This is a genomic window from Amycolatopsis sp. H20-H5 (genome assembly GCF_035828755.1).
In the GTDB taxonomy this organism is placed as follows: Bacteria; Actinomycetota; Actinomycetes; order Mycobacteriales; family Pseudonocardiaceae; genus Amycolatopsis.
On the sequence record NZ_JAYMZS010000014.1, the window covers coordinates 13,466 to 28,268 of the forward strand.

The 14,803-nt window shown below is 69.3% G+C and carries 17 protein-coding genes; 12 read left to right on the forward strand and 5 right to left on the reverse strand.

Annotation, left to right across the window (positions count from 1 at the left end):
• Window positions 1-21 precede the first annotated feature (21 nt).
• Window positions 22-909, forward strand: coding sequence for an aldo/keto reductase (locus QMK34_RS10645; RefSeq protein ID WP_326413565.1), 888 nt, complete (start codon window positions 22-24; stop codon window positions 907-909).
• Between the two features lie 38 nt (window positions 910-947).
• On the opposite strand, the gene QMK34_RS10650 is transcribed toward QMK34_RS10645, so the two are convergent.
• The gene (locus QMK34_RS10650; RefSeq protein ID WP_326413567.1) at window positions 948-2,414 is read right to left on the reverse strand and encodes an aldehyde dehydrogenase family protein; all 1,467 of its coding nucleotides are present in this window, start codon (window positions 2,412-2,414) and stop codon (window positions 948-950) included.
• A 172-nt stretch (window positions 2,415-2,586) separates the two neighbouring features.
• On the opposite strand from QMK34_RS10650, the gene QMK34_RS10655 reads away from it, so the two are divergent.
• From QMK34_RS10655 to QMK34_RS10700, 10 genes are all read left to right on the forward strand, one after another.
• A complete protein-coding gene (locus tag QMK34_RS10655) occupies window positions 2,587-3,744 on the forward strand; it encodes a flavin reductase (protein WP_326413568.1) in 1,158 nt (385 codons plus the stop codon).
• Between the two features lie 54 nt (window positions 3,745-3,798).
• The gene (locus QMK34_RS10660) at window positions 3,799-5,010 is read left to right on the forward strand and encodes an acyl-CoA dehydrogenase family protein (RefSeq protein WP_326413569.1); all 1,212 of its coding nucleotides are present in this window, start codon (window positions 3,799-3,801) and stop codon (window positions 5,008-5,010) included.
• Window positions 5,011-5,014: 4 nt separating this feature from the next.
• Window positions 5,015-5,653, forward strand: a complete 639-nt coding sequence (locus QMK34_RS10665; protein WP_326413570.1) for a nuclear transport factor 2 family protein — start codon at window positions 5,015-5,017, stop codon at window positions 5,651-5,653.
• A gap of 27 nt (window positions 5,654-5,680) precedes the next feature.
• Window positions 5,681-6,274 (forward strand): NADPH-dependent FMN reductase, encoded by a 594-nt coding sequence (locus QMK34_RS10670; protein WP_326413571.1) that lies wholly within the window; start codon window positions 5,681-5,683, stop codon window positions 6,272-6,274.
• Between the two features lie 64 nt (window positions 6,275-6,338).
• Window positions 6,339-6,788 carry a nuclear transport factor 2 family protein gene (locus QMK34_RS10675; RefSeq protein ID WP_326413572.1) on the forward strand — a complete coding sequence of 150 codons (450 nt, stop codon included), beginning with the start codon at window positions 6,339-6,341 and terminating at the stop codon, window positions 6,786-6,788.
• Window positions 6,785-7,441 carry a VOC family protein gene (locus QMK34_RS10680; protein WP_326413573.1) on the forward strand — a complete coding sequence of 219 codons (657 nt, stop codon included), beginning with the start codon at window positions 6,785-6,787 and terminating at the stop codon, window positions 7,439-7,441. Before QMK34_RS10675 ends, QMK34_RS10680 begins: the two co-directional genes overlap by 4 nt.
• On the forward strand, window positions 7,438-8,274 hold the full coding sequence (locus QMK34_RS10685) for a fumarylacetoacetate hydrolase family protein (protein WP_326413574.1): 837 nt from the start codon (window positions 7,438-7,440) through the stop codon (window positions 8,272-8,274). The genes QMK34_RS10680 and QMK34_RS10685 overlap by 4 nt, the downstream gene beginning before the upstream one ends.
• A 169-nt stretch (window positions 8,275-8,443) precedes the next feature.
• Window positions 8,444-8,785 (forward strand): SDR family oxidoreductase, encoded by a 342-nt coding sequence (locus QMK34_RS10690; RefSeq protein WP_326413575.1) that lies wholly within the window; start codon window positions 8,444-8,446, stop codon window positions 8,783-8,785.
• Window positions 8,755-9,039, forward strand: a complete 285-nt coding sequence (locus tag QMK34_RS10695; protein WP_326413577.1) for an SDR family NAD(P)-dependent oxidoreductase — start codon at window positions 8,755-8,757, stop codon at window positions 9,037-9,039. The genes QMK34_RS10690 and QMK34_RS10695 overlap by 31 nt, the downstream gene beginning before the upstream one ends.
• The gene (locus QMK34_RS10700; protein ID WP_326413578.1) at window positions 9,036-9,950 is read left to right on the forward strand and encodes a cyclase family protein; all 915 of its coding nucleotides are present in this window, start codon (window positions 9,036-9,038) and stop codon (window positions 9,948-9,950) included. Before QMK34_RS10695 ends, QMK34_RS10700 begins: the two co-directional genes overlap by 4 nt.
• A gap of 143 nt (window positions 9,951-10,093) precedes the next feature.
• On the opposite strand, the gene QMK34_RS10705 is transcribed toward QMK34_RS10700, so the two are convergent.
• The 4 genes from QMK34_RS10705 to QMK34_RS10720 form a co-directional block, all read right to left on the reverse strand.
• Window positions 10,094-10,402, reverse strand: coding sequence for a carboxymuconolactone decarboxylase family protein (locus tag QMK34_RS10705; protein ID WP_326413579.1), 309 nt, complete (start codon window positions 10,400-10,402; stop codon window positions 10,094-10,096).
• Between the two features lie 158 nt (window positions 10,403-10,560).
• Window positions 10,561-11,208 (reverse strand): alpha/beta fold hydrolase, encoded by a 648-nt coding sequence (locus tag QMK34_RS10710; protein ID WP_326413580.1) that lies wholly within the window; start codon window positions 11,206-11,208, stop codon window positions 10,561-10,563.
• Window positions 11,209-11,328: 120 nt separating this feature from the next.
• Window positions 11,329-12,888, reverse strand: a complete 1,560-nt coding sequence (gene mhpA / locus QMK34_RS10715) for a bifunctional 3-(3-hydroxy-phenyl)propionate/3-hydroxycinnamic acid hydroxylase MhpA (protein ID WP_326413581.1) — start codon at window positions 12,886-12,888, stop codon at window positions 11,329-11,331.
• Entirely contained in the window at window positions 12,885-13,877 is a 993-nt protein-coding gene (locus QMK34_RS10720; protein ID WP_326413582.1) for an amidohydrolase family protein, read from the reverse strand. The genes mhpA and QMK34_RS10720 overlap by 4 nt, the downstream gene beginning before the upstream one ends.
• Before the next feature lie 34 nt (window positions 13,878-13,911).
• On the opposite strand from QMK34_RS10720, the gene QMK34_RS10725 reads away from it, so the two are divergent.
• The gene (locus QMK34_RS10725; protein WP_326413583.1) at window positions 13,912-14,793 is read left to right on the forward strand and encodes an IclR family transcriptional regulator; all 882 of its coding nucleotides are present in this window, start codon (window positions 13,912-13,914) and stop codon (window positions 14,791-14,793) included.
• Window positions 14,794-14,803 lie beyond the last annotated feature (10 nt).

Sequence of the window (14,803 nt, forward strand, 5' to 3'; positions counted from 1 at the left end):
CTTAATGGTGAAGGAGCTCGGATGTCCGGCGAGGAGTCCGTATGGCAGGCACAGCGCGGGGAGTTCGCGGATCGGTGGATCGCTCGCGTCGGCTACGGCGCGATGCAGCTGGGCGCCTCCGGAGGCCCCGCCGCCGCCGAGCGCGCCCACGTCGTGTTGCGCGCGGCGGTCGAGCACGGCGTCGAGCACATCGACACGGCGGCCTTCTACGGCGCGGGTGCGACGAACAGGCTCATCCGGGAGGCGCTGGCTCCGTACCGGAACGGCCTGGTGATCGCCACCAAGATCGGCGTGCGCTGGAGTGGCACCGAGCGGGTTCCCGCACAGCGGCCGGAGGAACTGCGTGCCGGGGTCGAGGACAACCTGCGCACGCTCGGACTCGAGCGGCTGGGGCTGGTGAACCTGCGCCGGATGGACTCCGGGCGGGTCGTCGCGACGGGCGACCAGCAGGTGGACCTGGACGACCAGCTGGCCGAACTCGTCCGGCTGCGGGAGGAGGGCAAGATCGCCGCGCTCGGGGTCAGCGACGTGAGCGCCGACCTGGTGGCCCGGGCGCTCCCGGCAGGGATCGTCGGCGTGCAGAACCTCTACAACTTGCTCGATCGCACCCACGAGCCGGTCCTGCGGTTGTGCCGCGAGTCCGGGATCGCCTTCGTGCCCTACTTCCCGCTGGGATCGGCCGTCTCGCGGCTGCCCCGGGTGACGGAGAACGCGACCGTCGCCGAGATCGCCGGCAAGCACGGCGCCAGCCCGGCGCAGGTCGCGATCGCGTGGCTGCTGGCACTGGGACCGCACGTCTTCCCGATCCCAGGCACCTCGACCGTGGCGCACCTGCTCGACAACATCGGTGCCGCGTCGGTACAGCTCGACGAAGGGGATGTGCGCGCACTCGGCGCGCTGGCGAATTGACGTGAGCCCCGACGTCCGGTCGTCACCCGCAGCCGGGCTCAGTGATGCGGCTGCTCGATGTACTGGTGCGCGATCTGCTTGTGCTCGAGGAACTCTTCGATGCTCTGGTGCCCGCCGAGCCGGCCGAGCCCGCTGGCCTTGTAGCCGCCCTCCTCGAACTCCACGGCCAGGTTGGCCCAGCTGTTGATCGAGATCAGCCCGGAGTTCAGCCGCCTCGATACCCGCAGCGGGCGGTTGACGTCCGAGGTCCAGACGCACGCGCTGAGACCGTATTCGGTCTCGTTCGCGAGCCGGATGCCCTCCGCCTCGGTTTCGAACGTCCGGAAGGTCTGGACCGGGCCGAAGGTCTCCGTCTGCACGATGTCGAGCGAGGAGTCGGTGACCTCGAGCAGCGTGGGCAGGTAGAAGGCGCCGGCCTTGAGCGGGCCTTCGGTGACCGGGCCACCGCGCACGACGACCTCGGCGCCGGCGTCGATCGCCTCTTGGACCGCTTTGTCGACCCTGGCGACCGCGTCCTTGTCGATCAAGGGACCCATCTGGCTCTCCGGGTCCGACGCCGGGCCCGGCCTGACGTTCGACAGGCCCTCCTTGAGGGCCTCCCGCAGCTCGGCGGCGATCCCGCTCTGGGCGATGATCCGGCTGCCGGTCATGCAGAACTGGCCGCCGAAAACCGTGCTCGACGCGATGATCGTGGGCACGGCGACGGCGAGGTCGGCGTCGTCGAAGATCAGGTGGGGCGTCTTGCCGCCCAGCTCGAGACCGACTCGTTTCAGGTTCTTGGCGGCCCCTTCAGCGATGAGCCGGCCGACCGCGGTGCTGCCGGTGTAGCTCACCACCGGCACGTCGGGCGAGTCGACGAGCAGCTTCGCGCCGTCGGAGCCGGACTCGACGAACACGTTGACGATGCCCGCGGGGATCTCTTTGACGCTGCTGAAGACGTCGGCCAGCACCTGCCCGGACTGGGCGGCCTGGGCCGGCAGCTTGAGCACGACGGCGCACCCGGCCGCGAGGGCGGGGGCGATCGCGCGGATCGAGAGGTAGGCGGGCGAGTTCCAGGGGGCGATGATCCCGGCCACCCCGATGGGCTGGCGGAAGGACAGCGATTGGCGGCCGGGCATGGTGTCGCCCACCTTGCCGAAGGTCGTGAGGGCCAGGGCGGCGGCGAAGCGCAGCGCGCGCGGGATGAAGTGGGCCTCGAAGCCGGCCTCGCCGGCGAGCTTGCCGTTCTCGCGCGACAGCACCGAGGCGACCTTGGGCAGGTTCATGTCGTACGCGTCGGCCAAGTGGTTCAGCGCGGTGGCGCGCAGCATCGCGTCGTCACGCCAGGTGGTGCTCTCGAAAGCGTTGAGCGCCGCGGTGATCGCCGACCGGCAGACCTCCGCACCACCGTCGAAGTAGGTGCCGATCTCGTTGCCGGTGGCCGGGTCGATCGTCTTCCGGCGGGTCGAGTCCGCTTCGGTCCATTCGCCGCCGATCCACTGGCGGGAGGTGAGCTGATCGGTCATCGGTGTCTCCTCGTCGAGCGCGTGTCGAAGCCGGATCGGCGATGAACTCGTGGACCACGAGCCCTTCGCGAGTTCATCTATATGCATTGACTTGAATGATCGTGAAGGATAGGCTTCGGCCTGTCAATAGGCAGGGCCGCCACCTGCGGCTACCCGCGGGAAGGAGGCGACGGTGACCATCGACCCCCTCCGTTACCGGGACACCCTCGGTCACTACCCGACCGGCGTCGCGGTGGTCACCGCCGTGGGCGACGACGGCCGCCCGGCCGGGATGGTCGTCGGATCGTTCACGTCGGTCTCGCTCGACCCGCCGCTGGTCGCGTTCTTCCCCGCGCGGGAGTCCGGCAGCTTCGCGCGGATGCGCACCTCGGCGTACTTCTGCGTCAACGTCCTGGCCGCCGACCAGGAGGACGTTTGCCGGCGGTTCGCCGCGCGCGGCGCCGACAAGTTCGAGGGGGTCGGGTGGCGCCCGGCCCCGCACGGATCGCCCATCCTGGACGGCGCGGTCTCGTGGATCGAGTGCTCCTACGAGCAGGTCCTCGACGGCGGCGACCACTTCATGGTGCTCGGCCGGGTCGATGCCCTCGACGTCTCGCGCCCGACCCTGCCGCTGCTGTTCTTCCAGGGCGGCTACGGCCGGTTCTCGCCGCCGTCACTGGTCGCTCCGTCCGACCCTGACCTGATCCAGGCGGTGCGCCTGGCCGAGGTCGCTCGCGGGGAGATCGAGCGGCTGGCGCTGGAGCACGGCGTGGACTGCAGTCTGCTGGCCAAGGTCGGCGGCGACGCCGTCATAGTGCTCACCTCGGAACATTCTCCGGCGCCGAGCGCAGGCAGCGTGGGCCACCGCGTCCCCCTCGTCCCGCCGTTGGGTGCGACGCACCTCCTTGGCGCCGGAGAGGAGGAGGTGCGGGAGTGGCTCGATCGCGCGCCGGGCAGGGACCCGGCGATCCGCGACCGGCTCCGGCAGAGCCTCGAGCGGGTGCGCGAACGAGGGTATTCCCTTGCGCTGCGCGAGGATTTGGACTCCGAACGGGTCGCACTGGCCGAGGAGTACACGTCCCCGGAGCGGCTGCCGGCCCATGACCGGCGGATCCGGCAGCTCATCGCCGACCGCACCGCCCTCTACGAGCCCGACCTCGACCCGGGCGAGCGCTACGACGTCCACTCGATCGTCGTGCCGCTGCGGTCACAGCTCGACGCCCCGGCGCTCGCGCTGCGTCTAACCGGCCTGCCGGCCGGCCTCACCGGTGCCCAGGTCGACGTCTGGACGATCCGGCTGAAGCACACGGCCGCGGCGATCTCCCGGCAGCTCGCGCCGGTCGCCCGCTGACCGGAACTCAAAACGGCCATCCGGCCTCGACCGTCTCGAAATTGGAGAACCCACATGATCAAAACGGCTGATCCCGCCGAGCCGGTCCAGGCCACTTCGCCCACCCCGAGCCGGATCGTCGAGAACGCCCGCGCGATGGTTCCCCACCTGCGCGCCCGCATCGCCGAGACCGAGCGGCTCCGCAAGCTCCCGGAAGAGACGATGAAGGAGGCCGCCGAGGCCGGGATCTTCTCCCTGTTCGTGCCGAAGTCCCTCGGGGGTGCCGGTGGCGGCGTCGGGGACTTCGTCGAAATGGTCAAGGCACTCGCGCAAGGCCACCTGTCGGCCGCTTGGACGCTGGCCTTCCTCGCCGAGCACGGCCTGATGCTGGCCCGCTATCCGGAGGAGGCCCAGAAAGAGATCTTCGCCGAGGGAAGCGATGCCCTCATGAGCGGCGTCATCCACCCGCCGGGCACCGCCGTACCGGTCGAGGGCGGTTACGAGGTGAGCGGCTACTGGGGTTACGCCACCGCCGTGCAGCACGCGGACTGGGTGCAGGTGTTCGCCAAAGTCGAGGGCCGTGAGGGCGAGACCCTGCTCACCCTGCTCAAGCGCGAAGACGTCGAGGTCGTGGAAACCTGGGACATGTCGGGCATGGGGGGTACCGGGAGCCACCACGTGCGCACGGAGGGGGCCTTCGTCCCGGAGTACCGCACGCTCGACATGGACGTGTGGTCGTCCCGCGGCAACCCGGGCGCGTTCCTGCACCCGGAGGCGGTGTACTCCTACGCACTGCGTGACGTGCTCGGCTTCATGTATCCCGCGATGGCGGTCGGTGCCGCCGAGTCGATCATCGCCGACTACCGCCAGCGTCTCGAAAACCGGCGGGCGCCGTTCAGCTCGCTGATCACCGCGGACTCGGTAGGCGGCCAGATGCGCTACGCCCGGTGCATCCAGGCGCTGCGCCTGGCCCAGGCGACGCTCAAGCAGACCGTCGACGAGGTGGTCGAGGCCAACGCCACCATCGAGGGTGAGTTCCCGCCGGAGATGCGCGCTTCGGTCAAGCTCGGCCTCATGGGCGTCTTGCGGATGGCCTGGGAGGCCGTGGACCTGGCGGTCAAGGGCTCGGGCACCTCAGTGTTCAAGAACGACCACCCGATGCAGTACTACATCCGGGATCTGGAGATGCTGCTCAGCCACCAGACCATCGACGAGGACGCGATGCTCGGCATGACCGGCCAGATCCTGCTGGGCCGAGCCACTCAGTCCACGATCAGCATCATCTGACGCCATGAGTGACCACACCGACCTCAGCGAGCTCGTCCTGCGCGAGCGCGCCGCCCGGAACCACGCGCAGTGGGACGCGCTGCGTGGCTGCTTCCACCCGGACTCGCTGGTGATCACGAGCTGGTTCGAGGGCACCGGCCCCGAATTCGTCGACGTCAGCGTCAAGCGGTACCGCCCCGGCAACTCGATCATCAACCGACTCTCGCCGCCGGTCGTCCATCTCGCCGGCGAGAGCGCGGGGCGGGACAGGGCGCTCGTCGAGCTGCCCTCGACGACGATCCGGTGGTTCCCGATCGACGGCGTCGAGGTGGAGTTGACCTCCTACATGCTGCTCGTCTACCGCGCCGAGCGGCGGGACGGGGTGTGGCGGATCCTGCAGCTCAACGCGATCAACGAAGCGGACACGCTGTTCCCGGCGATCCCGGGTGACGTGCCGAAGATCGACCGCGAGCTGCTGGCCGGCTTCCGCCGCTCCTACCGGTTCCTCAGCCTGTTCCACACCCTGCACGGTGAGCCGGTGAAGGACGACCTCCCCGGCCTGGACGATCGGGACTCGGTCGACTCGCTCTACTCGGCGGCGTTCGGCTGGCTCGAAAGCGGCCGCGGCGGGTCCGCCGACCCGTCGGCTCCCCACTCGAACTGAAGATTTCGCTGCTTCGAAAGGAAGTTGATGTCCGAACAGTCCCTTCCCCGCGTCCAGGTGATCGTCGGGAGCACGCGCCCCGGGCGCGCCGGCTTGCCGGTCGCCGGCTGGATCGCCGAGCGTGCCGAGAAGCACGGCGGGTTCGAGGTCGAGGTGCTGGATCTCGCCGAGCTCGACCTGCCGATCATGAACGAGCCGAACCACCCGCGGCTGCGCAAGTACACGCACGAGCACACCAAGAGGTGGAGCGAGACGATCGAGCGCGGCGACGCGTACATCCTCGTCGTGCCGGAATACAACCACGGCCCGAACGCGGCCACCAAGAACGCGCTCGACTACCTGGTGCACGAGTGGGCTTTCAAGCCGGTCGGTCTCGTCAGTTACGGGGGCGTCGCCGGGGGCACCCGCGCGGTCGCCGCGCTCAAGCCCACGCTGGCGGTGCTCAAGATGATGCCGCTCACCGAGGGCGTGATCATCCCGATGATCGCGACCGCCCTCGAGGGCGAGGGCCAGGACCGCAGGTTCGTCGCGTCCGCCGAGATCGAGGCCGGCGCCAAGGCCATGCTCGACGAGCTCGCCCGGGTGGAACCCGTGCTGCGGCAGCTGAGGCCGAAGGGATGACCCCCTTCGCGAGTGAACCGCCGCCGATTCCTTGGCATAGAACCGATCCATCGGAGGGAATTCGATGAGCACGACCGAGACCACGGTCCCGAACCGGACCGGCGGCGCGGCGGACTGCCTGCAGTCGATCGTGGCCTACCACGGCGACATCGACCGCGGCCGGGCGACCCGCGGCATCCGCTACTTCGCTGACGACGCGCGCTTCCAGGCCAGAGGACGGGACCTGGCCGGCCGCGACGCGATCCTGGGCTTCCTCACCGACCGTGAGGCGAAAACGGCCCGCCGCACCCTGCACGTCATCACCAACCCGGTGACCACGTTCGACAGCGACGACGACCTTTCCATCGCCGCGGTGATCGTGTTGTACGCGATGGACGACTCAGACGCCTACGTCATCGAGAACGTCCTCGACACCGTTCACCGCTTCACCCGATCCGCTGCTGGCTGGCTGATCGTGGACCGCACGAGCCGGCGGCTGCACCCCGCCGCCCCCACTTCGCGGGTGAGCGCATGAGCACCCAGACCCCTCAGACCTCCGTTGCCCCGGATGGCGCCGCCCGCCGCACCCGGCCGGTCAAGCTGCAGATGGCCGAGCTGGTGATCAAGACGGCGAACTACGACCGGATGTGCGCGTGGTACGAGCACCTGCTGGGGCACGGCCCGTTCTTCACCCGCCTTCCCGACCCGGACCAGCCGCCGAGGCCGGCCGGTATGCCCGAGCGGGCGGTCGACGTGCGTCTGGCCTTCTTCGAGATTCACGACAACGGGCACCCGCACCACCAGACACTCGGCATCTTCGGCATCGACAGCCTCGCCGGCGTGCAGCGCAGCGGGTCCGGCCTGCACCACTTCCAGTTCGGCGTGGACGGCCTCAAAGAGCTGATCACGCAGTACGACCACATGATGGCCGCGGGCTCGGTGCCGCACCGCGTCGCCAACCACGGACAGGCGACGAGCTTCTACTTCACCGACCCGGACGGGAACATCATCGAGTTCTCCTGCTCGAACTTTCCCACCTGGGAAAAAGAAGCGGCTTTCATGGCCAGTCCGGCCTTCGCCGGGAACCCCTCGGGCCTGGAGCTGGATCACGCGGACTTCGCGCGTCGCTACCACTCCGGCGAGCCGCGCGAGTCGTTGCTGAGCCTCGAGCCGAAGGGATCCGCATGACCAGATATGTGAGCACCACCCGGGGAGTCGGCCGCTTCCTGGCGGACGACACGGTCGAGCTCCTCGACATCGCCGAGCCCGATCTCGGTGCCGTCCTGCGGGCCGGCCGGACGCTCGGCGAACTGGCCGCGGCCGGCACCCGCGACAAGATCGCGCCGGCCGAGGTCGAGCTGCTGCCGGCGATTCCCCGGCCGTCGAAGATCTGGGCGGTCGGCTTCGGTTACCACGACCACCGGGCCGAGACGGGGCACAGCGCGGAGGTGGGTGAGCCGACGATCTTCATGAAGGCTCCCTCGTCGGTCACCGCGTCCGGTGCGCCGATCCGGTTCCCCGCGGTGGCGCCCGACGAGGTCGATTACGAGGGCGAGCTCGCCATCGTGATCGGGCAGCGACTGACCTCGGTGGACGAACAGGCCGCGTGGGACGGCATCGCCGGCTTCACGATCGCCAACGACGTGAGCGCCCGCGACGTGCAGAAGGGCCGCATCGAGGGCCGTCCGGCCGACGTCTCCGCGGCCAAGAGTTTCGACACGTTCACACCGCTCGGGCCAGCCCTCGCCACGCTGGACGGGTTCGCCGACCCCAACGACCTGTCCCTGCGCACCTGGGTCGACGACGAGCTGCGCCAGGACGCCCGGACGTCCGACCTGATCTACCCGGCCAAGGTCATCGTGGCCTACCTGTCGCGCCAGACCACGCTGGAGCCCGGCGACGTGATCATGACAGGCACCCCGGCCGGGGTCGGCCACAAGCAGGGCAAGTTCCTGCGCAGCGGGCAGACCGTGCGCATCGCGATCGAGGGCATCGGCGAGCTGGTAAACACCTGCGCGTGAGCGCTGAATCCCAGCAACCCGTCCGTGCGGCTCATCGCGTCGTGGACCCGACCGTAGGAGAACTCATGTCCAGCCCCGCAACCCACACCGGCCGCGTCGCCGTCGTCACCGGTGCCGCCATCTCCACCGAGCTGGCGCGCCGCGGCGCGGACATCATCGCCGTCGACGTGTGCGACGCGAGCAAGACGGTCAAGGCCGTCGAAGCGGAGGGCGCAAGGCGATCGCGCTGGCGGCCGACCTCGCGGACCCGGCCGCGGTCGAGGCCATCACCCCGGCGATGCTCGGCTTCGCAGGCCGGGTCGACATCCTCGTCAATAACGCCGGGATCTTCCCCTTCGAGGACCTGTGGCAGCTGACTTTCGAGCGCTGGCGCGAGATCTTCGCGGTCAACACCGACTCGCAGTTCCTGATGACCAAGGCGGTGATGGGCTCGATGAAGCAGAACAACTGGGGCTGGCCGTGCCAGACATGGTCCCCTACATGGCGAGCAAGGGCGCGGTCATCGGCTTGACCCGCGGCCTCGCCACCGACCTCGCGGCGTACAACATCACGGTCAACGCGATCCTGCCGACCGCGTCCCGGACCCCGGGTGGTGAGAAGTTCATCGGCAACGAGACCCTTGAAATGGTGGGGCAAATGCAAGCTATCAAGCGTGTCGGCACCGCGCAGGACGTGGTGGGCGTGACGTGCTTCCTGACGAGCGAGGACTGTCACCTCGTGACCGGGCAGACCATCTCCGCGGACGGGGGCCTGGTCCGGCTATGAACGACAACACGCTTGCTCAGGCTGTCGGCAGCGCGACCGCCGCGGCGATCGAGGCCGTCTCGAACCAGGGGCGGTGGGGTGCGGACGATGAACTCGGCACCCTCAACCACATCACCGACGAGGTGCGTGCGCGTGCCGTCTCGGAGGCCCGGCTCGGACGGTTCGTCTCCCTCGGTGCCCGGCTCGACGCGAGCGCCGTCATTCCCGGGCCGATGGCGGCGGCCAGCCCGCCGTTCGGCCCGGTGGTCGCGACCAAGTTCTATACCGGGTCGCCGCCGATGTCGATGGCCGAGCAGCTGACGGTCAACACCCACCACCCCCAGCTGACGCATCTTGACGCCTTGACGCACACGGTGGTCGACAACAAGGTCTATCCCGGTGTGCCGCTGCCGGAACGGGCCACGTTCTTCGGGATCACCAAGGGGTCGAGCGCGGCGTTCTCCGGCGGGATCGTCAGCCGTGGTGTCTTCCTCGACCTCGCACCCGGCGGCCGGCTGCCCGAGCGGTTCCCGATCACCGGTGCGGTGCTGGACGATGCCTGTGCGCGGACCGGTGTCGAGGTGCTGCCAGGGGACGCGGTCGTGGTGCGCTCGGGCTGGCGCGAGCTGGAGCCCGGCCGGGCGACGGCCGGCTTCACCCCGGACGGGGTGCGCTGGCTGGGGGAGAAGAGCGTGTCGGTGTACGCCGGCGACATCGGCGACTCGCATCCGATCCTGGACCCCGAGAACCCGACGCCGCTGCACCGGATCGGCCTGGTGCACCTCGGGCTGGTGCTGTGCGATGCCGCCGACCCGACGGCACTGGCCGAGGTGTGCGCCGAACTCGGCCGCTACACCTTCATGATCGTCTTCGCGCCGATGCGGGTCGACGGGTTGACCGGGTTGCCGGTCAACCCGCTGGCCATCTTCTGAGCCCCAGCAAACATAAGAGGACGTCTGGACACCGTTTCATACGTGCCCCTGAAGGCCACCATGACGGCGTTAGACGCCGTGAAGGCTCCCATCAGGGCATACGGCAAGCGTGGGGTGGCGACTGAAGGGGACTTTCCCTCGACTCAACCTTGCAGTTCGTCGGTGAAGCGGTGTGCGGCGGCCTCGGCGGCGGAGAACCGTTCGGCCGGTTCTCCGGCGAGGACGGCGGCGATCACCGGTTCCGCGATGCCGGCGTCCCGGGCGAGCGCCGTGTGGACGTAGATCTCGTAGGCGGAGTTCCATGCCACGCCGACGGTGAGGATGACGATCTCGCGGACCGCCGCGGCGAGCGACGACTGAGCCTGGTCGGCGCGGACCCAGGCCATGAACGCCCGGCCAGGGACGGGCCGGTGCACGAACGCGTTGAACGGGCCGATGAGATCGCCTTCCACCGTGGCGGCGTGAACCCCCGAGCGCCGGGCCCAGGGCACTACTTCGGACCGTAGCTCCGCTTCCCAGGCGACCTGGTCCTCCCGCAGCGGACCGGTGCGAGCGAGGGGAAGGCACCCACCCCAGTTTCCGGCTGCGCCGGATGGTTCCGCAACGGTGGTCATGACGTGGCGAAGGGGAGGATGAGGTCGGCGAGTGCGTGCGGTGCTTCCATCGGGACCTGGTGACCGGAGTCGACCGTCACGATCGAGGCACGGGTCAAGTGGGGCATGGTCGGTCCGCGCTGCACGTCCAGACCCCAGACCGGGTCGTGGTCGGCCACGACCAGCAGGGTCTCGACGTCGATCGGCGCGGCGCGGCCGGTCCAGTCCTCGTAGATTCCTTCGTTCAGCCACGCGTCCCAGGCCTTGCGGTTCGTTCGCGAATAGTCCTCGCAGGCGCGGTCGAAAACGTGCTGCGGCAGGGGCACCGCGGTGCGGTCGCGGACGAACCGCTCGTTGAGCAGCTGCGCGGTGCCGGGCTCCAGCACAGCGGCCGCGATGAGCTCGGCGAAGACCGCGCCGTCGCGGCCCTGGTACTGCTCGACTTCGTCGAACTGGTGACACCGTCCGCCATCTTTGCGGTCAGCGGTCCCGAACGCGTCGCGTTCATCACCGCGAACACCCCTCGCGGGCGCGCCAACAACAGCGCGATCGTCGAGTTCCTCGTCGATGACACGGAAGCTCTGTACGAGAGGCTCGAGGCCGAGTTCGGGAACGACCTCGACGTTCTGCAGCCCCCGATCATGATGCCGTGGGCAATCTGTCACTTCTGATCCGCGATCCCGCCGGGGCGGTCGTCAACGTCTACACATACCGATGGCACCGGAGGCGCGGCGGCTCCAGCGCAACCGCACACCTCGGATGCGAGTCCGGTCCGCCTGAACTGTTCAGCGAGCGTCGGCGACGCCCGCGTCGAGGGACTCGAGCAAAGAGCCGACCAGCGCCTTGGTCTGTGTTCCGCCCGAGGCCGATCCGTAGACGTAGAAGTCGGGGCGGACGATGACCGCGGTTGCCTCGTGGTCGGCGAACCAACGAGCGTAACGCCCCTCGGTGTCCTGTGCGTCGGAGCCGACGCCCGAGCCCACGACGACCACCGTGATGCCCTCCTCCGCAAGCGACTCCCGCTGCGCGTCCGCCCAGTCGCTGGAGGCGTCGTCGCCGTCGAAGAGGAGGACGAAGCCGTCTGCCGGGAACACGCGGTCGAACAGGTCGGTTCGGCCGTTGACCGTGACGCGGCCCTGCCACATCAGCTCGCCTGCACCCGGGGTTCGCGAGAGCAGGCCGCCGGAGAGCTTCGGGAACTTCATCGGCCGCGGCCGCGAGTCCGCGGTCCGCTCGGCGAGCATCCGGGCGTCGCGCTCGGCCGCTTGCCGCGGGTCGCGCATGGTCTGCACGTGGCCGAGCTCGATTCCCTTGAGCATGACGGTGGTGACGTGCGGCTCGCGCTCGACCTGGTAGGTGTCGAGCAGGTCCGGCGAGCTCCGCTCGCGCAGGACGCGGTCGAGCTTGAAGGCGAGGTTCCACGCGTCCCGCAGGCCGGAGCACATGCCTTGGCCGAGGAACGGCGGCATCTGGTGGGCCGCATCGCCGGCGAGGACGATCCGTCCCACCTGCCACCGGTGCGCCATCCGTGATCGGAAGGTGTACGTCGCGACCCGGATCAGGTCCGCGTCATCCGGAGTGATCAGGTGCGAGACGCGGTTCCAGACCTTCGCGGGCTGGTTCTCGGTGCGGAAGCTCTCCTCGGAGTCGAGCATGAAGCTGACCCGGTGGTGCTTCGGGCCGAGCGAGATGATCGCCGTCGGCTGCGCCGGGTCGCAGACCTGGCGAGCCATGGGCAAGCCGGTGATCGGGCGGTGCAGCCGGAAGTCGGTGACCATCCAGGGCTCGGAGAACCCGTGGTCGGTGACCTCGATGCCGAGGTGCTCGCGGGTGAAGCTGTTGCCCCCGTCGCAGGCGATCACGTACCGGGCGCGCACCTGTCCGCCGTCGCCGAGCTCGATGGTCACGCCCTCGTCGTCCTGCGCGTAGCCGACGGCCTCCGCGGACATCCGGATTTCGATGTTCGGGCTGGAGCGCGCCAGCTTGTCGAGCGCGTCCTCGAGATCGGGTTGGTACATCATGTACCACTCCGCCCAGCCGAGGTCGCCTTCCTTGGCATACGCGTGCTGGACGAGGGTCTCGCCCTTGCTGTTCTGCCATTCGTACGACTCCTGCGGGTGCACCGCCGGCAGTAGCCGGTCCGCGATTCCGAGCGCGTCCAGGGTGCGCATGGTCTCGTCGTCGAAGGTCGCCGCTCGGGGCAGGTTGTACAGGCCCGGGTAGCGCTCCAGCACGAGGACCCGGTGTCCCCGCCTCGCCATGAGGTTGGCGGCGGTCATGCCGACCGGGCCGTAGCCGACAACAGCCACGTCGTAGACCGTCCCGGCCTGCGGCTGGGCGCTCACGACGGCAGACCCTCCGCCTGCACGCGAACGTCCAGCCCGAGCAGGCGCCCGGCGTTGCCGTGGGCGATCGCGGCCCGTTCGTCGTCCGAAAGGGTTGCGGTGCGCAGGAACTCGGTCGCCACGCTCATCTCCTCGAACGGGTAGTCCGTGCCGAAGAGCACGTGGTCGATGCCGATGGCCGAGATCGTCGCCCGCAGGGGGATCTCGTCGCAGACGCCGCTGGTGGTCACGTAGAGGTTGCGCTTGAGGTACTCCGAGGGGTGGCCGAGGGCGAGTTCGACGCCGTGCCGGTTGTGGAAGTCCCAGCGCGAGTCCAGCCGCCAGAGCGCGAACGGCAGGCCTTCGCCCATGTGCCCCAGCAGGAGCTTGGCGCCGGGGTGACGGTCGAAGACCCCGCCGAAGATCAGGCGCAGCGCGTGCGTGGCGGTGTCGATTCCCCAGCTCCACATCGGCCCGATCATCTCGGGGTGGCCGGAAAAGACGTGGCCGGCGTCAACGCCGTTGGCGGGGTGCAGGTAGATCGGTACGTCCAGGTCGACGGCGCGCTCCCAGACGACGTCGAAGCGGCGGTCGTCGAGATAGCGGCCCTGGGTGTGCGCGTTGACCAGCGCCCCCTTCATGCCGAGTTCGGCGACGGCCCGCTGGAGCTCGTCCGCCGCGGCCGCCGGGTCCTGCAGGGGGAGTGCGCAGAAGCCGGAGAACCGGTCGCTGCGCAGCTCGATCGCCGAGGCGAGGAAGTCGTTGACAGTGCGGGCGCGGGACGTGGCGAGTGCGGGGTCGGGCTCGGCCTGGATGCCGGGAGAGTTCAACGACAGCACCTGCAGGTCGAGACCCGATCGGTCCATCTGCTCGATGCGCTCGTCGAAGAGGTCGACCATGCGCCGTGACGCGTTCTCCCAGGCCCGGGGCTGAGCGATTGAGCTCGAACTCGCACCGTAAGCGGCCAGCTCCGAAGTCACGAAGTGCTCTTCGATGCCGATGTATTTCATAGTCCACCTTCACTATTAGTGCTACGGTTCACTAATGATGACTGGTGCCGAGGACTGTGGTCAAGGCCCCACGGCCGGGCGGGCGGGCGAAGTGCGACATGTAACAGCCCCCATCGACGGTCCGGCTCGGGCCGCTGAAGGCGACGACGCGGCGGACTCGAGGCAGGGGATCCAGTCGGTCGAGATCGCGAGCCGGGTGCTTGTCGCCCTCGAGCAGGCGGGTGGCCCGGTAGCCCTCAACGAGCTGGCCAAGCGCTGCGGCGCGGCGCCCAACAAGATCCACCGTTACCTGGTGAGCCTCGGCCGCGCCGGGCTGACCGCCCAGTCGCAGACGACCGGCCGGTACGACCTCGGGCCGACGATGCGGCGCATCGGCGCCGAGGCCCTCCGCCGGTCGAACGAGGTGGCGGTCGCCACCGACCACGTGGTCCAGCTGAGCAACGAGACCGGGCACGCCGTGAACCTGTCGGTGTGGAGCGATGCCGGCCCGGTCGTGGTGCGCTGGGACTACGGGAGCCACGCGCTCTCGCTGACCGCGCGGATCGGCGCCGCGTTGCCCCTGCTCGAGTCGGCCGCGGGCCAGGTCTTCCTCGCCCACCTCCCGAGTGTCATGACCTCGACCGTGCTCGATCGCCAGTACGGCACGCTGAGCGCCAAGCAGCTCGCCGACATCGACAAGCTGAAGACGCAGGTCCGCAGGCGCGGCTACGCCGAAGGAAAGGGCGGGGTCATCGCCAGCCAGCTGTCCTATGCCGTGCTCGTCGCGAGCGCGTCCGAGCCGATGCCGCTCGTGGCCACGGTGGTACTCCCGAAGGATGGCTTCGACGAAGCCGAGGCCCAAAAGACTTTGAGCGCTCTCATCCAGACCGCCGCCGCCATCACCGCCGACCTGGGCGGTCCGCCGCACGAACACTAAAGGACTCAGA

Bases quoted from the DNA above. Each gene is read 5' to 3' on its own strand.
- QMK34_RS10645 (WP_326413565.1), top strand. From the start codon at position 22: ATGTCCGGCGAGGAGTCCGTATGGCAGGCACAGCGCGGGGAGTTCGCG.
- QMK34_RS10650 (WP_326413567.1), bottom strand. From the start codon at position 2,414: ATGACCGATCAGCTCACCTCCCGCCAGTGGATCGGCGGCGAATGGACC.
- QMK34_RS10660 (WP_326413569.1), top strand. From the start codon at position 3,799: ATGATCAAAACGGCTGATCCCGCCGAGCCGGTCCAGGCCACTTCGCCC.
- QMK34_RS10665 (WP_326413570.1), top strand. From the start codon at position 5,015: ATGAGTGACCACACCGACCTCAGCGAGCTCGTCCTGCGCGAGCGCGCC.
- QMK34_RS10670 (WP_326413571.1), top strand. From the start codon at position 5,681: ATGTCCGAACAGTCCCTTCCCCGCGTCCAGGTGATCGTCGGGAGCACG.
- QMK34_RS10675 (WP_326413572.1), top strand. From the start codon at position 6,339: ATGAGCACGACCGAGACCACGGTCCCGAACCGGACCGGCGGCGCGGCG.
- QMK34_RS10680 (WP_326413573.1), top strand. From the start codon at position 6,785: ATGAGCACCCAGACCCCTCAGACCTCCGTTGCCCCGGATGGCGCCGCC.
- QMK34_RS10685 (WP_326413574.1), top strand. From the start codon at position 7,438: ATGACCAGATATGTGAGCACCACCCGGGGAGTCGGCCGCTTCCTGGCG.
- QMK34_RS10695 (WP_326413577.1), top strand. From the start codon at position 8,755: ATGGCGAGCAAGGGCGCGGTCATCGGCTTGACCCGCGGCCTCGCCACC.
- QMK34_RS10700 (WP_326413578.1), top strand. From the start codon at position 9,036: ATGAACGACAACACGCTTGCTCAGGCTGTCGGCAGCGCGACCGCCGCG.
- QMK34_RS10720 (WP_326413582.1), bottom strand. From the start codon at position 13,877: ATGAAATACATCGGCATCGAAGAGCACTTCGTGACTTCGGAGCTGGCC.
- QMK34_RS10725 (WP_326413583.1), top strand. From the start codon at position 13,912: ATGATGACTGGTGCCGAGGACTGTGGTCAAGGCCCCACGGCCGGGCGG.